This window comes from Streptomyces malaysiensis subsp. malaysiensis, from assembly GCF_040653035.1.
Lineage (GTDB): Bacteria > Actinomycetota > Actinomycetes > Streptomycetales > Streptomycetaceae > Streptomyces > Streptomyces malaysiensis.
The window spans coordinates 40,837-55,628 of the sequence record NZ_JBEZNG010000040.1 but is presented as its reverse complement, the minus strand read 5'-3'; the positions used below and the strand labels follow the sequence as shown (position 1 = coordinate 55,628).

General features: G+C 71.4%; 13 protein-coding genes and 1 pseudogene. 6 read left to right on the top strand and 8 right to left on the bottom strand.

The genetic code is table 11. The features are described 5' to 3' along the window. Positions 1-346: 346 nt before the first annotated feature. The gene (locus AB0E24_RS41970) at positions 347-1,531 is read left to right on the top strand and encodes an FAD-dependent monooxygenase (protein WP_359385014.1); all 1,185 of its coding nucleotides are present in this window, start codon (positions 347-349) and stop codon (positions 1,529-1,531) included. 81 nt (positions 1,532-1,612) lie between these two features. Here the strand turns inward: AB0E24_RS41970 and AB0E24_RS41965 are convergent, their stop codons facing one another. Continuing rightward, positions 1,613-2,467, bottom strand: a complete 855-nt coding sequence (locus AB0E24_RS41965; protein ID WP_102936478.1) for an ABC transporter permease — start codon at positions 2,465-2,467, stop codon at positions 1,613-1,615. After that, the gene (locus tag AB0E24_RS41960) at positions 2,464-5,277 is read right to left on the bottom strand and encodes an alpha/beta fold hydrolase (RefSeq protein ID WP_359385012.1); all 2,814 of its coding nucleotides are present in this window, start codon (positions 5,275-5,277) and stop codon (positions 2,464-2,466) included. Before AB0E24_RS41960 ends, AB0E24_RS41965 begins: the two co-directional genes overlap by 4 nt. Positions 5,278-5,443: 166 nt before the next feature. Here AB0E24_RS41960 and AB0E24_RS41955 point away from each other — a divergent pair, with 166 nt between their 5' ends. Further along, positions 5,444-6,712 (top strand): VWA domain-containing protein, encoded by a 1,269-nt coding sequence (locus AB0E24_RS41955; protein ID WP_079152770.1) that lies wholly within the window; start codon positions 5,444-5,446, stop codon positions 6,710-6,712. After that, on the top strand, positions 6,712-7,578 hold the full coding sequence (locus AB0E24_RS41950; protein WP_069860589.1) for a hypothetical protein: 867 nt from the start codon (positions 6,712-6,714) through the stop codon (positions 7,576-7,578). The genes AB0E24_RS41955 and AB0E24_RS41950 overlap by 1 nt, the downstream gene beginning before the upstream one ends. Before the next feature lie 104 nt (positions 7,579-7,682). Here AB0E24_RS41950 and AB0E24_RS41945 read toward each other — a convergent pair. After that, a pseudogene (locus AB0E24_RS41945) lies at positions 7,683-8,219 on the bottom strand (TerD family protein); the annotation flags it as partial. Between the two features lie 153 nt (positions 8,220-8,372). Between AB0E24_RS41945 and AB0E24_RS41940 the strand changes: the two are divergent. Together AB0E24_RS41940 and AB0E24_RS41935 are read left to right on the top strand one after the other, a co-directional pair. Continuing rightward, positions 8,373-8,741, top strand: a complete 369-nt coding sequence (locus AB0E24_RS41940) for a BlaI/MecI/CopY family transcriptional regulator (RefSeq protein ID WP_069860587.1) — start codon at positions 8,373-8,375, stop codon at positions 8,739-8,741. A 197-nt stretch (positions 8,742-8,938) separates the two neighbouring features. Beyond that, the gene (locus AB0E24_RS41935) at positions 8,939-9,673 is read left to right on the top strand and encodes a M56 family metallopeptidase (protein WP_331717375.1); all 735 of its coding nucleotides are present in this window, start codon (positions 8,939-8,941) and stop codon (positions 9,671-9,673) included. A gap of 77 nt (positions 9,674-9,750) precedes the next feature. Here AB0E24_RS41935 and AB0E24_RS41930 read toward each other — a convergent pair whose 3' ends face one another. The 4 genes from AB0E24_RS41930 to AB0E24_RS41915 form a co-directional block, all read right to left on the bottom strand. Then, complete coding sequence (locus AB0E24_RS41930; RefSeq protein ID WP_359385010.1) at positions 9,751-10,503, bottom strand: DUF305 domain-containing protein; 753 nt, start codon at positions 10,501-10,503, stop codon at positions 9,751-9,753. Between the two features lie 70 nt (positions 10,504-10,573). Further along, positions 10,574-11,137 (bottom strand): hypothetical protein, encoded by a 564-nt coding sequence (locus tag AB0E24_RS41925; RefSeq protein WP_359385008.1) that lies wholly within the window; start codon positions 11,135-11,137, stop codon positions 10,574-10,576. A 97-nt stretch (positions 11,138-11,234) separates the two neighbouring features. After that, positions 11,235-11,714: a YflT domain-containing protein gene (locus AB0E24_RS41920; protein ID WP_069860583.1), complete on the bottom strand. Its 480-nt coding sequence runs from the start codon at positions 11,712-11,714 to the stop codon at positions 11,235-11,237. 376 nt (positions 11,715-12,090) lie between these two features. Next, a complete protein-coding gene (locus tag AB0E24_RS41915; protein ID WP_069860582.1) occupies positions 12,091-12,396 on the bottom strand; it encodes a hypothetical protein in 306 nt (101 codons plus the stop codon). Between the two features lie 122 nt (positions 12,397-12,518). Here AB0E24_RS41915 and AB0E24_RS41910 point away from each other — a divergent pair, with 122 nt between their 5' ends. Further along, complete coding sequence (locus AB0E24_RS41910; RefSeq protein ID WP_251773904.1) at positions 12,519-12,887, top strand: arsenate reductase family protein; 369 nt, start codon at positions 12,519-12,521, stop codon at positions 12,885-12,887. 186 nt (positions 12,888-13,073) lie between these two features. Here AB0E24_RS41910 and AB0E24_RS41905 read toward each other — a convergent pair whose 3' ends face one another. Further along, positions 13,074-14,708, bottom strand: a complete 1,635-nt coding sequence (locus AB0E24_RS41905; RefSeq protein ID WP_351386536.1) for an AMP-binding protein — start codon at positions 14,706-14,708, stop codon at positions 13,074-13,076. Between the last annotated feature and the right edge of the window lie 84 nt (positions 14,709-14,792).

Below are 14,792 nucleotides of genomic sequence, written 5' to 3'. Positions count from 1 at the left end.
GTGGGGGGCGGACCGAACGTCAACCAGTGCGGGCCGACCGATCTTTTGCGCTGACCGGTCGGAATCCCAGTCTCATCGATCACTACAGAACCACACAACACATGGAAGTAACACTCTCATTAACCAATGAGAGAGTTCCGCCACTCTCCGGCCGACCGGCCCCGGGCTCAACTGGCTCCAACTCCCCTGCGGAACCCGGGTGTCGGAGCTCTGTCGGCGTGGCGTCGGCAGGGCGTCGGCGGGGCCCGGATCCGGCGTCGGTGTCGCGTCGGTGCGGTGTCGGTGCCTCCGGCCAGGCTTTTCCGGGACGCCACATTCGGTGGTTGAATTCGGAAGGGACAACACCATGCGGAATACACGACGGGTCCTGATTTCCGGGGCCAGTATCGCCGGACCCGCCCTCGCCTACTGGCTGAATCTCTATGGTTTCCGGGTCACGGTCGTGGAGCGCGCCCCGGGGCCGCGCCCGGGCGGACAGGCGATCGACGTGCGAGGTCCGGCGCTGGAGGTGTGCGAGCGCATGGGTGTGCTGGAGGAGATCCGGGCGCGCCGTACCGGGCTGCGCGGAATGTCGATGGTCGACGACAACGGAAAGGAGCTCTTCAGCACCACCGAGCACACCGCGAGTGGTGGAAGTCTCAGCAGCACCGACATCGAAATTCTCCGGGACGATCTGTCCTCGGTTCTCCTGACCGCGGGCGGCGACGGGATCGAGTATCTCTACAACGATTCAATCGCCTCACTCGCCCAGGGCACCGATGAGGTGGCGGTCACGTTCCACCGGGGCGATTCCCGCGCCTTCGACATCGTGGTGGCGGCCGACGGGGTGCACTCCTCCACCCGGGCGCTGGTCTTCGGCCCGGAGGAGAACTTCCTTCGCCATCTCGGGGGTTATCTGGGTGTGTGGACGGTGCCGAACTATCTGGGCCTGGACCGCTGGGAGGTCATCTACCAGATGCCCGGCGATGTCTGGGGCGGCATGGTGATGAGTGTCCGCGACAACACCGAGGCCCGGGTCTTCGTCGGCGTCCACTCGGACGAACCGCCCGCCACCTTCCTCGGCTCCCGGTCCGTCTCGGACCAGAAGCGGCTGGTGGCCGAGCGGTACAAGGACGCGCGCTGGGAGATGCCACGGCTGCTGGAGTACATGTGGGGAGCGCCCGACTTCCACTTCGACGCGACCGCCCAGATCCATATGGACTCCTGGTCCAGGGGCCGGGTGACCCTGGTCGGCGACGCCGGGTACTGCGGCTCACCGATGTCGGGGCAGAGCACCAGCATGGCCGTGGTCGGCGCGTATGTCCTGGCGGGCGAGCTCAAGGCCGCGGGCGGCGACCACACCGCGGCCTTCGCGGCCTACGAGCGCGAGCTGCGTGGCTATGCGACCGCCAACCAGCAGCTCGCGCTGGACAACCAGGCCCGGCGGGAGACCCAGGAGCCCTCGGCCGGGCAGGGGCCGGACACCAACCCGACCCATATCGGCGACAGCTTCTACGAGGTGGTCAACTCCTACACCCTCAAGGACTACTGACCCGGCCCGGACGGCCGGGCCGGATCAGGACACCACACCCGGATCAGGACACCACGCCCGGGTCAGGACATCACGCCCGGGTCAGGACACCACGTCCTTGCGGCCGAAGCCACGGAAGGCGAACGCGATGAGCACCAGCGCGTAGGCGACGGACACCGAGACGCCCTTCACCATTCCGCCCCACTCCAGGTGGGGCTGGAGCGCGTCCGCCCACGCGAACTGCCAGTGCGCGGGCAGAAAGTCGCGCCAGGAGCCGAGCGCCGTGACCGCGTCCAGCACATTGCCCACGATGGTGAGCCCCACCGCACCGCCCACCGCGCCCAGCGGCGCGTCGGTGACGGTCGAGAGCCAGAACGCCAGGGCGGCCGTGACCAGTTGGGACAGGAAGATGTACAGCACCACGAGGGCGAGCCGGGCGAGGGAGTCCCCGATGGGCAGTTCACCGCCCGTGGGCAGCCGCAGCGGCCCCCAGCCGTACGCCACGGTGCCCACCGCGAGCGCGACCAGTGGCAGCAGCACCATGGCGGCCGCGCTGAACACCAGCGCCACCGTCAGCTTGCTCACCAGCAGCCGGGCCCGGGGCACGGGCGCGGCCAGCAGATAGCGCAGCGAGGACCAGCTGGCCTCGGAGGCCACGGTGTCACCGCAGAACAGCGCCACCGGCACCACCAGCAGAAAAGCGGCCGAGACGAACAGCGCGGTGGCGGCGAGGTTGGCGCCGGAGGCGGTGGCCGTGGTCATCAGGGTGACCCGGTCGTCCCGCCCCTCGGGGGTGCCGCCGATGGCGAACGCGACGACGAGGACGAACGGCAGCAGCGCCAGCACCAGCGCCATCACCAGGGTCCGGCGCCGGCGCAGCTGCCGTACCGCCTCGACCCGTAGCGGCAGGGTGTGATGGGCCCGGTAGCCGGGCGCGACCTGGGTCACGGAGCTCACGCGGATCCTCCTTCGATCAGCGTCAAGAAGGCGTCTTCCAGGCGCCGGTTGGGCCCGAAGCTGGTCACCGGGATCTCCAGCCGCACCAGCTCGGCGAGCAGCCGTGCCGGGCCGGTCCCGTCGAGCTGGACGAGCAGTCCGTCGGCGGTACGGCTGGCGGAGATGACACCGGGCAGCACGCTCACCTTGCCGATGAGACCCTCGCTCAGCTCGCCGTCGTGGCCCACCAGCACACTGCCGCCGCTGCCGGTGATCTCACCGACCGGGCCCGCCTGGATCAGCCGCCCCCGGTCCATGACGACCAGATGGGTGCAGGACTGCTCGACCTCCGCCAGGAGATGGCTGGAAACGATCACGGTGCGGCCCGCGGCGGCGTACCGGATCATCACCTCGCGCATCTCGCGGATCTGTGGCGGGTCCAGGCCGTTGGTCGGTTCATCGAGGATCAGCAGATCGGGCAGGCCCAGCATGGCCTGGGCGATGGCGAGCCGCTGCCGCATGCCCTGGGAGTAGGTGCGCACCGCGCGCTCCAGCGCGCTGCCCAGGCCCGCGATCTCCAGGGCCTCCTCGATATGGGCGTCGGCGGCGGGGCGGCCGGTGGCCTGCCAGTACAGCTCGAGGTTGGCGCTGCCGGTCAGATGCGGCAGGAAGCCCGCACCCTCGACGAAGGCGCCGACGCGGGAGAGCACGGGCGCGCCGGGCCTGATGGCCTGGCCGAAGACGCGGATCTCGCCGTCGTCGGGGGCGATCAGCCCCATCAGCATGCGCAAGGTGGTGGTCTTGCCCGCGCCGTTGGGCCCGAGGAGCCCGAGCACCTGCCCCTTCTCCACGCGGAAGGACAGCTCGCGCACCGCGTAGCGGTCGGTGGACTTGGCGTAGCGCTTGCTCAGACCGGTGATCTGGAGCGGCACATCGGCCAGTTCGGGGTCGGGCGCGGGAGTGGCCGTACGCCGTCTGCCGGTCAGCAGGAGCCCGAGCGCCACCACGGCCGCGCCGAGCGGCAGCCCCCACACCCAGGCGGGCAGCGGGGCGGGCTGGGTCCGCACCCCGTCCGCGGTGGGAACCGTCAGGCCGCCGTCCACCAGCGAGGCCGTGTAGGTGGCGGGCTCGGTCGGGGAGGCGTAGCCGAGGTCGGTGGAGGAGAGGACGAGCCGCAGCCGGTGGCCCGCGATGAGCTCGTGGTCGACGGCGGGCAGCCGGACGGTGACGGTGCGGCCCTGCTCGGCGCCGGTGACGCGGAGCGGCGCGACCAGCTGTTCGGGCAGCACCTGCTGTCCGTCCGGCCCCACGTCGTAGACCTTGGCGAAGAGGACGGCGTCCTCGGTGTCGGCCTTGACCCGCACCTTCACCTCGGGCGAGCCGGTGATCCGCAGGGGCCGGTCCAGCGGCGCCGAGTCGAACCGGGCGAACTGGCCGGGGATGTCGAGGGAGAGGCCGACGCCGAGCGAGGACGCCTGGGACAGCGCGGCGATGCCCGGCACGGTGGAGATGGACGGCGGCCCCGCCCCGGGCGGGTTGGCGAAGGACTGCTCGCGGCCGCGCAGCGCCACCGTCCGGGTGCGGTCGCCGAGGCCCGGGTAGTGGTCGCCGGTGGCGCCGCGCAGCTGGATCGCGCCGTTGGTGGTGTCCACACCGCCGGTGCGGCTGATGCGGAAGGCGGGCCCGGTGTCGGTGCCCTTGTCGCCCTTGAGGTAGCGGTCGAACCAGGCGCGGGTGCGCGCCGCCACCCGCGAGGTCTCGCGGTCGCCGCCGTCATGTCCCCCGGCGGTCCAGTCGACGGCGACCGGCGCCCCGTTGGCCCGGATCGCCTTGGCCATGGCGTCGGCCTGGCCGAGGGGGAAGAGGGAGTCGGCCTGCCCCTGGAGGATCAGCGTGGGGGTCTTGATCCGGTCGGAGACGGCGGAGGGGCTGCGGGCCTCGAGCAGCCGGCGGGCGGCGGCGTCGGGCTTCCCGGCGACCGCGACCCGCTCGTACATCTCGCACAGCTGCTTCTCGAAGCGGCCGCAGCCCAGACCGCCCTCGGCCGTTCCCCCGTTCGTGTCTCCTCCGTCGTTCGTGTCTCCCGGGCCCGCCTGGGCGCCCTGGCCCGTGGTGCCGTTGGCTCCTCCCTGGCCGCCGGGACCTCCCTGGCCCATTCCCCCGCTCGCGCCTCCGGCGCCGCTCGCGTCCCCCTGGCCGCCCTGGGCCCCGGTGAGGTCGGCCGAGCCGGTGGTGAAGAACAGCCCGGCCCAGAGCTTCTTGTAGACACCGTTCGGGAAGAGCGCGTCGGCGAGGTTCCAGTAGGTGATCTCGGGCGCGATGGCGTCCACCCGGCGGTCGTATCCGGCGGCGAGCAGGGAGATCGCCCCGCCGTAGGAGGCGCCGGCGACACCCACTCGGGGGTCGCCCTGACGGTCCAGGCGCACCTCGGGGCGCTCGGCCAGCCAGTCGATCAGCCGCCGCACATCGGCCACCTCGTGGTCCGGGTCATTGAGCCCGATCTTCCCGGTGGATGTGCCGAAGCCGCGCGCCGACCAGGTCAGCACGGCGTATCCGTCGCGGGCCAGCGCTTCGGCCTGGTCGCGTACGTCGTCCTTGCTGCCGCCGAAGCCGTGGGCGAGCAGGACCGCGGGCCTGCGGCCGCCGCCCGCCGTGAAGTACGAGGTGTCGATGCGCGCGCCCGGCATGTCCAGCACGCGGTCCTGACGGTGCACGGCCGGCCGGTCGCCGGGGGCGGCGACCGCCCAGGTGCCGGCGCCCGCGAGGACGGCCGCGGCGGCCACGGCGGCGGCCAGGCGCCGGCCCCGCGGCCGGGTCTTTCGGAGATCCATAGCTGAACCCTAGAAGGAGGATGCGAACGGCGGCGCTGACACCAGACGGATTCTCGTCCCCTCCCGGGGGAGTACCCGGACACCCCCCGTACACCCGGCGCGGTATGCCCCAGGGCTTGACGGCCGGCTTTTGGATCAGTCGGTCGACGCTCCATAGGATGCGCCGGTGATCATAAAGAAACGTCTGGCGACAGGCGCGTTGGGGCTGCTCGCTGCCCTCGCCTGCGGCCTGATATCCCCTCCCGCCGCCATGGCCGACGAACCGGCTCCCGATTCCCCCAAGGTCGAGCTGGTGCTCGACGTCAGCGGCTCCATGCGGGCCCGTGACGTCGACGGCGACTCCCGGATGGCGGCCGCGAAGCAGGCGTTCAACGAGGTGCTGGACGCCACGCCGGAAGAGGTACGGCTGGGCATCCGCACCCTCGGCGCCAATTACCCGGGCAAGGACCGCAAGGCCGGCTGCCTGGACAGCGAGCGGCTCTACCCGGTGGGCCAGGTGGACCGCACCGAGGCCAAGGCGGCCGTCGCCACGCTGCGCCCCACCGGCTGGACGCCCATCGGGCTCGCGCTGCGCGGGGCCTCCAAGGACCTCTCCGGCGGCGACGGGACCCGCCGGATCGTATTGATCACGGACGGCGAGGACTCCTGCGGTCTGCCGGACCCGTGTGACGTGGCCCGTGAACTGGCCGCCCAGGGGACCCATCTGGTGGTCGACACGCTCGGGCTGACGCTGGACCGCAAGGTCCGTGAGCAGCTCAGCTGTATCGCCGAGGCCACCGGTGGCACCTATACGGCGATCCAGCACCGGGACCAGCTCTCCAGCCGTATCAAGCAGCTGGTCCGGCGCTCCGCCGACACCCCCGTGCAGACGCCCACGCCGGTGCGGGGGGCCGCGGAGTGCGCGAAGGCCCCGTACCTGGGCTCCGGTCTCTACAGCGACCGGGAGAGCTTCGGGGAACACCGCTGGTACCGGATGCGGGTGGCGCCCGGTCAGGAGCTGCGGGCCTCGGCGAGCGTGGCCATGGACCGCACCGTCGACCCGGACTACGGCGTTCTGCTGCGGGCGGTGACCCCGGGCGGCCGTGAGCTGGTGCGCGGCAGCGAGGCGGGCAGCGGCCGTACGGATGTCATCTCCAGCGGGCTGCGCTATCCGATCGCCGATGTGGACGACGACGAGGACAGGACCGCGCGGACCGTGTGCCTGGAGCTGAGCCAGTCGTTCTCCGCGCCGGCCTCCGTCAAGCGCGCTCCGGGCCTTCCGGTGGAGTTCGCCGTCGATGTGGTCGGCAACGACGATCCGCCCGCCGATCTGGCCGCCTTCGGCCTGGGCCGCGGCTGGGTGCTGCTGGGCGTGCTCACCGTGGGCGGGCTGCTCGTGGGGTTGCTGTGGGGCTGGCTGGCCCGCTGGCGTGTCACCGTCTGGAGGTCCAACTGATGCGAGCCCTGCGTACCGTGGGCGCCGCGCTCACCCTGTGCGCCGCCGCCTGGCTGACCGCCGCCGCCCCGGCCGCCGCGGATGGCACGGACGGTAAGGACGGCAAGGACACGCCCACCGAGGCGGGGACGAACTTCCGTACCGCCACCGAGATCGAGCCCGGCCAGAAGGCCACCGCCGCAGCCTCCACCGGCGACTATCTGTACTGGGCGTTCCCGGCCGCCGCCGGGCGGATCCCCAAGGTCGAGGCGGAGCTGAAGCTGCCCGACGCGGCGAGCCGACACGGCGGCGCCACCTGGCAGCTGGATGTCTACGACGGTCTGCGCCGCCACCAGCCGTGCGCCTCGGGCACGCCGACGCGCAGGGCGGCCCAGCAGGACCGGTCGGTCACCGTGAGCTGCACCTTGCGCCAGGTGCGGTCCTGGTCCGAGCGCTGGGCCAACGACCCGCTGCCGGGCGCGTACTACGTGCGGCTCACCGTCGTCGATCTGCCCGCCCAGGACCTCGGGCTGCCGATCGACGCCGAGATCGAGGCGTCCACCGGCGAGGCGGGCGGGGCGCACGCCGACGGCGGGGACCTGACCCCGCTCAACCCGGTACTGCGGGCCGGAACGGCACCCGGCACGGACTCCGAGCCGCCGGACGACACCTCCTCGGCTTCCCCGGACGACGACAAGGGCGGGGACGTCCCGCACGCGGTCGCCGAGCCGGAGGACGGCTGGGGCTCCGGCTGGTGGTCCGACCGGTGGGTGTGGACCGTCATCGGCGCGGCGCTGGCGGCGCTCGCCGGGGTGGGCGGCTACACCCTCACCCGGGGGCCGCGCCACCCGGGGCGCCCGCCGATCGGCACCGGGTCCGACATCTGACCCGATATCCGGAATCGGCGTGGGGCCCGCACCGTGATGGTGCGGGCCCCACGCCACGCCGGACCCCGGTCGCCCGGACGCTCGGGAAGCCGCGGCGAGGACGCTCAGGAATAGTCCTTGCCCATGAGCCGCCCAAAGTCTTCCGGCTCCGCGTCGAATCCCCGAATAGCGCTCTGAATTCCCCATTCCCCGGACTCGTCCCGGGCGAATACCGCAACCGTGGCGGAAGTGGCTCCTGAGACGCCGGTGAAGTCACTCTTCACGAGTTCGGTGTATCCCTCGAGAATCCGGACGCTGGTGTTCGGAACATCCCCGAACGTCTTCCGCCCCGAACCCTGCTGGATGGTTATCCCGACGACCACCCGCGCGTATTCGGGCGACAGCCGTTCGAGCTCCAGCGTCATGGACTCGTCGGTGCCGAGGCCCTGACCGGTACGGCTGTCCCTGTTGAGGTTGATGGTGCCGTCCGGTGAGCGGCTGTCGAAGTGGACGAGGTACGCGGGCTCACCGTACGGATCGGCGGCGCGGTACGTCCCCGCCACGATGTCGAGATCATGGGCCGGCTCACCGATGGGGCTCGGATCCCACTTGAGCGCCACCTCGATTTTCCGAAGCCCCTTGTTCAGACCAGTCACCCGGACTTCCCTTCCCTGGAACCGTGCAGATGTTGAATGCGCGTGGCGTCAAGCCTATCGCGGGCAGGGCGAGTTGAGGATTATCCGACAGCCGCGTGCGGTGCCCCGCCGAGGGGTCCCTACTATGGGCCTCCGTACTAACGGCGGAAGGAAGCGTCCATGCGACGGTTGGGGGAGCTCGAGGCGGAGATCATGGACCGCCTCTGGGCTTGGCAGCGTCCGACGACGGTGCGCGAGATCGTGGACGACATCAACGAGCACCGTCCGGTCGCCTACACCACGGTGATGACCGTCGCCTCCATCCTCTACAACAAGGGCTGGCTGCTGCGCGCCAAGGAGGGGCGGGCGTGGGTGTACTCGCCGGTGCGCAGCCGCGAGGAGTACACCGCCGCCCTGATGGAGGACGCGCTCGGCACCAGCGAGGACCGCTCCGCCGCCCTCACCCACTTCGTCGAGCAGATGGGCCCGGAGGAGGTCAGCGCGCTGCGCAAGGCGCTGCGGGCCGCGGGGCGGCGGACCCGGGCGTGACCGCGGCCCTCGCCCTGGGCTGTTATGCCGCCATGGTCGGCGTGGTCGTCCCGAAGGCGCTGGTGCGCAGCGCCTGGCCGTATCGCGCTCCCGCCGTGGCGGTTGCCGTTTGGCAGGGGTTGGCCCTTTCCTTCACCATCGCACTGGCTCTGACCACTTATCACCTCGTCACCCCAACTTGGCATCTTCATAATGGAATGTCCGGCTTGCTCCGCTTCTGTGGGCTGACGTTCGACGCCCCTATCCCGGGTACGGGCCCGCTCGGCGTTCCGGCCATCGCCGTACCGGCCTCGGTGGCGCTGCTTCCGCTCGCCCGATTCGGCCATGAACTGCTGCGGGCCCGGCGCGTCCGGGCCCGCCACCGAGGCGTTCTGGACATGGTCGGCCGGCGCTCGGCGCGGCTGCGCGCCACCGTGCTCGACCACGACACGCCCGCGGCGTACTGCCTGCCGGGCCGCAGGCCGCGGATCGTCGTGAGCGCGGGTGCGCTGCGGCTGCTCTCCCCCGCGCAACTGGAGTCCGTACTGGAGCATGAGCGCGCGCATATCGCGGGCCGGCACCATCTGGCGCTCGCGGCCACCGAGGCGTTCGCCCGGGTGTTCCGGTGGCTGCCGCTGGCGCGCGAGGCCAGGGCGCAGACGGCACTTCTGCTGGAGATGGCGGCGGACGACCGGGCACTGCGCCGCCATCCGCGCCAGGCGCTCGCCTCCGCCCTCTACACGATGGCGGCGGGTCACGCTCCCGGTGGCGGCGCGGGCCACGCCCCCGGCGGGGCGCTCACCGCCAGCGGGCCTGGAGCCGTGGTCCGGCTGCGGCGGATGCTGGACGCCCGGCGGCGTCCGCATCCGGCGCTGTGCGGTGTGGTGGTGACGGTTGCGGCGGGCTTACCGCTGCTGCCCCCTCTGCTCGGCTGCGCACCCGGGATGGGGTAGCGCGCACCTCACAGCCCCAGAGGCCGCCCCGGGCCACGCGGAGGGACCGGGCCCGGGGCGGCGGGGTGTACGGCGGATCAGAGCCGGTCGAGAAGCGTCCGCAGGGTGGTGACCTCGGTGGACTGGTTCTTCACGACGTCATCGGCGAGCTTCTTGGCCTTGGCGTTACGGCCGTCCTTCTTCTCGTCCTTCGCCATGTCGATCGCGCCCTTGTGATGGTCGATCATCATGCTCGCGAAGGCGCGGTCGAAGGCGGCCCCCTTGGCTGCCTCGAGCTTCCGCATGTCCTGCTCGGACATCATTCCGCCCATACCGCTCTTACCGCCCGAACCGTGGTCCATTCCCTTCATGCCGTCCATACCGTCCGAGCCATGGTCCATGCCGGGCATACCGTCCGAGGGTGCACCGGATGACTTCTCCGGCTTGCCCCACTCCTTGAGCCAGGACTTCAGGGTGACGATCTCCGGATCCTGAGCCTTCTCGATCTGCCCCGCCAGGCTCTTGATCCGCGCGTTCGAGGCCCGGTCGTCGGCCAGTCGCGCCATCTCCAGGGCCTGCTCATGATGGGGGATCATCATCTGCGCGAAGCTGACGTCCGCGTCGTTGAAGGTGCCCGCCGTGGAGCTCGCGGTCGCCTCGGAGGCGGCGGTGGACTCCTTCGCGCCCGTGTGGTCCATGCCCTTCGTGTCATCGTTCCCGCCACAGCCGGCGAGCAGCAGCCCTCCGGCGGCGACGGCGCCCACGAGCGCGAGACGGCGGTGGAGCGGGCGATGGCGGTGGAGCGGGCGATGATGGAGCGACCGACGCGGGACATGCGTGAATGCGGTCATGTCGATTTACCTCTTTTTGCCAAGTGTTGACTGTTCTTGGGGCGTACCGGCGCGTTACGCGCGGTTCGGCCTATATCCGCAGAACAGACAGGGCAGTGAGGTCGGGTCCGCATGAGGGAGGGTCGAGCCGTGCGGTGGCGGCCGCCGTCACGGGGAGCCCCGGCGGCGGGCCGCTCCGGCGGGCCGACACCACACGCAGCAGCGCTCCGAGGACCCAGACACCGAGCACCGCGACACACAGCGAGGCCATGTCCATACCGGTCATGGGGTCGCGTGGCTTCGTCTCGGGCGCGTCCGGCGCATGCCGGGCCTCCGCGTGCGGGACCGCCGCGTATGGGGCCTCCGCGGACGGGAGCTCCGCGGACGGGGCGGGAGCGGCCCGCTGCGGCCTGGAGCCGGTGGCGACCGTACCGCCACCGCCCATACCGCCCGTGCCGCCACCGTGGTCGCCGCCGTACGGCGCGGGGCGCATCTCGGCGGAGGCACGGTGCGCCGAGTGGCTCATGCCCGAACCGGATCCGCCGTCGGGATGGCCCAGGGTGTGCATGACGAAGACACCGAGCGCGAGCACGACGACGAGCAGGAGCCGCGGAAGGACTCCGCCCGCGCGCATACTCCTGCCGGTGTTCACCATCGCTCCTCGGGGGTCGGCGTGATCTCTTTCGGAGTCACACACTACTGCTAATGCCGTTAGTACGTGCATGGGCCCCCGGAAGACTCACCGAAGCCGCTCAGCCCTCCCCCATCGCGATCCTGGCCAGCATGTTCTTCGCCTCGTCGGCGACCTGAGCGTCCGCGACCACGTCATAGCGCGCGGCCACGATCTGGCTGCGGGACGAGAAGTCGCGCTGTCCCCGGGTCATGGCATGCCCGACGAATCCGAAGATCGCGCCGAACACCGCGCCGTAGACGAGGCCGCTCACCAGCAGCAGGATCACACTGTGGGCCCCGGCGGCGAACACGGACAGCAGCAGCCCGATCAGCAACCCGAACCAGGCTCCGGTACCGGCACCCGCGAGCGCCGCACGGCCCCTGGTCATCCGCCCGAGCACCGTCTCGACCATCCGGAGGTCCGAGCCGATGATCGCCGTGTGCTCCACCGGGAACTTGCTGTCGGCCAGGAAATCGACCGCACGCTGGGCACCGGCATAGGTCGGGTACGAGCCGACGACCGGACGGTCGACCACTTCCGACGGCGGTTGCTGGGTCATCGCCGACTCCCTCCGTCAAGGAGAGCGTGCGCCCGCGTCCGCCCCCTCGCAACGGGAGAGGCGCGAGGGAGTGCGGGAACACCCACGGATGGCCCGCAGCGCCGGATATCCGGAACGCCCGCGCGGCCGTCCGCGAAACATTTCCCCGGAACTCTCCGCCCTTCATTTCCCGCCCGGACCCGACACCGCGCGATTCACGCAAGCGGCCGGTTTCTTTCCACCGAGCGGACGAGCGGAAAGGAGACGCGGGGCCGGACCTTACGGGCGGCTGTCGCGGGCCGGCGCCCCGCTCTCCATGGGCGCCCCGGACGCGGCGATACCGCGCACCACCGGGCCGGGCCCGCCGCGCCCCGAGGAGGCGCGGCGGGACGGGCGGTCAGCGGCGAACGGGTCGGTCGGTGCGGTCGGTGGAATCGTTGCGGATGAGGGAGCGCACCATGCGGCAGGTGATGTCGGAGGGCGGATGCACTCCGATCCGGGCGGCCGTGGAGCGTATCTTGCGGTTGGGCGCCTGCTCCGGGCGGTAGACACCCGAGTTGAGCAGCGCGATGGCCAGACGCATGGCCTTCAGACGGCGGTTGTGGGACTCGTACCACTCACGCGGGCGCCCGGCGGGCATCCGCTTCTTCGGCAGGGTCGGAAAGCTCGGCAGATCGTGAAGAGGGGGTACGGCAACGGCCATCGGCAGCCTCCTGAGATGGTCGGGAAACCTTCCCTTCAACTCCCTCTATTCTACGGCCGGGCACTGACAAAGGCCCCTGGTCAGGCCGCATTCCAAGGCGGTCAGGCGGTACCGTGTGCGGCATGGAGATCTGGATCAATCCGGCATGCTCGAAGTGCCGCGGCGCGCTCACCCTGCTGGACGCGGAGGGCGCCGGTTACACCGTCCGCCGCTACCTCGAAGACGTACCGAGCCAGGACGAGATCCGCGTCGTGCTCGGGCGGCTCGGGCTGGAGCCGTGGGACATCACCCGGACCCAGGAGGCCGCCGCGAAGGAGCTGGGGCTGAAGGACTGGCCGCGTGAGGAGAGCGCACGGGACCGCTGGATCGCGGCGCTGGCCGAGCACCCCAAGCTCATCCAGCGGCCGCTCATCACGGCCGACGACGGTTCGGCGGTGGTGGGGCGCACCGAGGAGGCGGTGCGGGAGGCGCTGTCCCGGTCCCGCGGATGACCTCGGGGCCGATGGGCCTACGTATGGTCTGAGGGCCAATGGGCCGGTGGGCCGGTGGGCCAATGGGCCGGTGGGCACGCCCCGGTGCCCCATGCGCGGCACGGGGCGTACGGGGCGTGCGCGATACGGCGACGGCGCCAGGGCGTGCGAGGGTGCCCGCCGGGGCCACCTCGGCGCGGGAGCCGCTCAGCGGCGCCGTGAAGGGGCCTGCTGTGGGCGCAGCAGGAACCGCTGTGTCTTTCCGCTGGAGGTCTTCGGCAGCTCGGCCACGAAGTGGACGTTCCGCGGATAGGCGTGCTTGGCGTACCGCTCCCTGACCAGTTGCTGAAGCTCGGCCGCGAGCGCGTCGTCCGTCTCCGTCCCCGGCCGCGGCACGATGAACGCCTCCACGACCTCGCCGTACTCCTCGTCCGGCACACCGACCACGGCGGCCTCCGCCACGGCGGCGTGCTCCAGCAGCACGGTCTCCACCTCGAAGGGGCCGATGCGGTAACCCGCCATCAGGATGATGTCGTCGCCGCGCCCGGAGAAGAACATATGGCCCTCCTCGTCGCGGGCGGCGGTGTCACCGGTGTAGAACCAGCGCCCGTCGGGGCTGAACTTCTCGGCGGTCTGCTCGGGCGCGTCGCGGTAGCCCTTGAACCACATCAGCGGGCTGTCGGCGATGTCCACCACGACCCGGCCCGGGACGTTCGCACGGGCCGGGGCCGAGTTGGTGTCCTCGCGGAGCACCTTGACATTCCAGCCGGGCAGCGGACGCCCCATGGAGCCGGGCTTGATCTCGTCGCGCAGGTCGGGGTGCCAGGCATGGGCGACCACCATGCCCAGTTCGGTCGAGCCGTAGTGGTCGCGCACGGGGACGCCGAGTGTGTCCAGCGCCCAGTCGACGACGTCCGGGGGCAGCGGCTCGCCCGCGGCGGAGCAGCAGCGCAGCCGCAGATCGCCGGGTGCGGGAAGGCCGGAGGCGCGCAGCTTCCGGTAGACGGTGGGCCCTGCGGCGAAGTTGGTGACTCCGAAGCGGGAGAGCATCTCCCAGGTGGACTCCGCGGAGAACAGGCCGTTCAGCAGCAGGCCACGCTGTCCGAGGGCGAGGGGCCCGATGATCGCGAAGTACAGGCCGTACGCCCAGCCCGGGTCGGCGCCGTTCCAGAAGACGTCGGTGGGCCGGTGGTCCAGGCCGAACTGCTGGTACATGGCGAAGCCCGCGACGGCCCGCAGCGGGATCGGGACGGCCTTGGGAGTGCCCGCGGTACCCGAGGTGAACAGCTCCACGATGAGCCCGTCGCCGCCCACGGCCACCGGCTCGGGCAGCGGGGCGTGTCCCTCGACCAGTTCCGCGAAGGACAGATCGGCACCGGTGGCCGGGCCGGTGGTGACGATCCGCCAGGGGCGCTCACCGGGGAAGCCCGACTCCGGTTCCAGCTTGGGCCGTTGGTCGGCGTCGGTGATCACGACCTTGGTGTCGTTGCCCGCGATCCGCAGCGCGATGGCCGGCGCGGCGAACGCGGTGAACAGCGGCACCTGGACGGCCCCGAGCCGCCAGATCGCCAGGCTCGCGACCAGCAGTTCGGCGGATTTGCCCATCAAGGTGGCGACGCGGTCGCCCGCTCCGACACCCTGGGCGGCCAGGGCACCGGCCATCCGTGACGAACGGTCACGAAGCTCGCCGTACGTAATGTCGTGGCCGGTCATGTCCTTGCCCACCACCGTGAACGCGACGGCGTCGTCCGGGTGCCTGTCGCACAGCAGGTACGCGGTATTCGCCGCAGGCTCACCGAAGGTCTTGAGCAGGTCAGCCATGCGCTGTTCTGGGCTGGTCAAGAGGGCTCCTAGTGCTGGTATCCACGAGTCGCGCCGAACGGGAGGGAGAGCCGGTGCCCGGCCTCGGGCGAGCGCGGACGCACC

What these genes read in the sequence shown, in the direction of transcription:
- AB0E24_RS41950 (WP_069860589.1), top strand. Translation starts at nt 6,712, where the DNA reads ATGCGAGCCCTGCGTACCGTGGGCGCCGCGCTCACCCTGTGCGCCGCC.
- AB0E24_RS41960 (WP_359385012.1), bottom strand. Translation starts at nt 5,277, where the DNA reads ATGGATCTCCGAAAGACCCGGCCGCGGGGCCGGCGCCTGGCCGCCGCC.
- AB0E24_RS41935 (WP_331717375.1), top strand. Translation starts at nt 8,939, where the DNA reads ATGTCCGGCTTGCTCCGCTTCTGTGGGCTGACGTTCGACGCCCCTATC.
- AB0E24_RS41930 (WP_359385010.1), bottom strand. Translation starts at nt 10,503, where the DNA reads ATGACCGCATTCACGCATGTCCCGCGTCGGTCGCTCCATCATCGCCCG.
- AB0E24_RS41910 (WP_251773904.1), top strand. Translation starts at nt 12,519, where the DNA reads ATGGAGATCTGGATCAATCCGGCATGCTCGAAGTGCCGCGGCGCGCTC.
- AB0E24_RS41915 (WP_069860582.1), bottom strand. Translation starts at nt 12,396, where the DNA reads ATGGCCGTTGCCGTACCCCCTCTTCACGATCTGCCGAGCTTTCCGACC.
- AB0E24_RS41970 (WP_359385014.1), top strand. Translation starts at nt 347, where the DNA reads ATGCGGAATACACGACGGGTCCTGATTTCCGGGGCCAGTATCGCCGGA.
- AB0E24_RS41925 (WP_359385008.1), bottom strand. Translation starts at nt 11,137, where the DNA reads ATGGTGAACACCGGCAGGAGTATGCGCGCGGGCGGAGTCCTTCCGCGG.
- AB0E24_RS41920 (WP_069860583.1), bottom strand. Translation starts at nt 11,714, where the DNA reads ATGACCCAGCAACCGCCGTCGGAAGTGGTCGACCGTCCGGTCGTCGGC.
- AB0E24_RS41940 (WP_069860587.1), top strand. Translation starts at nt 8,373, where the DNA reads ATGCGACGGTTGGGGGAGCTCGAGGCGGAGATCATGGACCGCCTCTGG.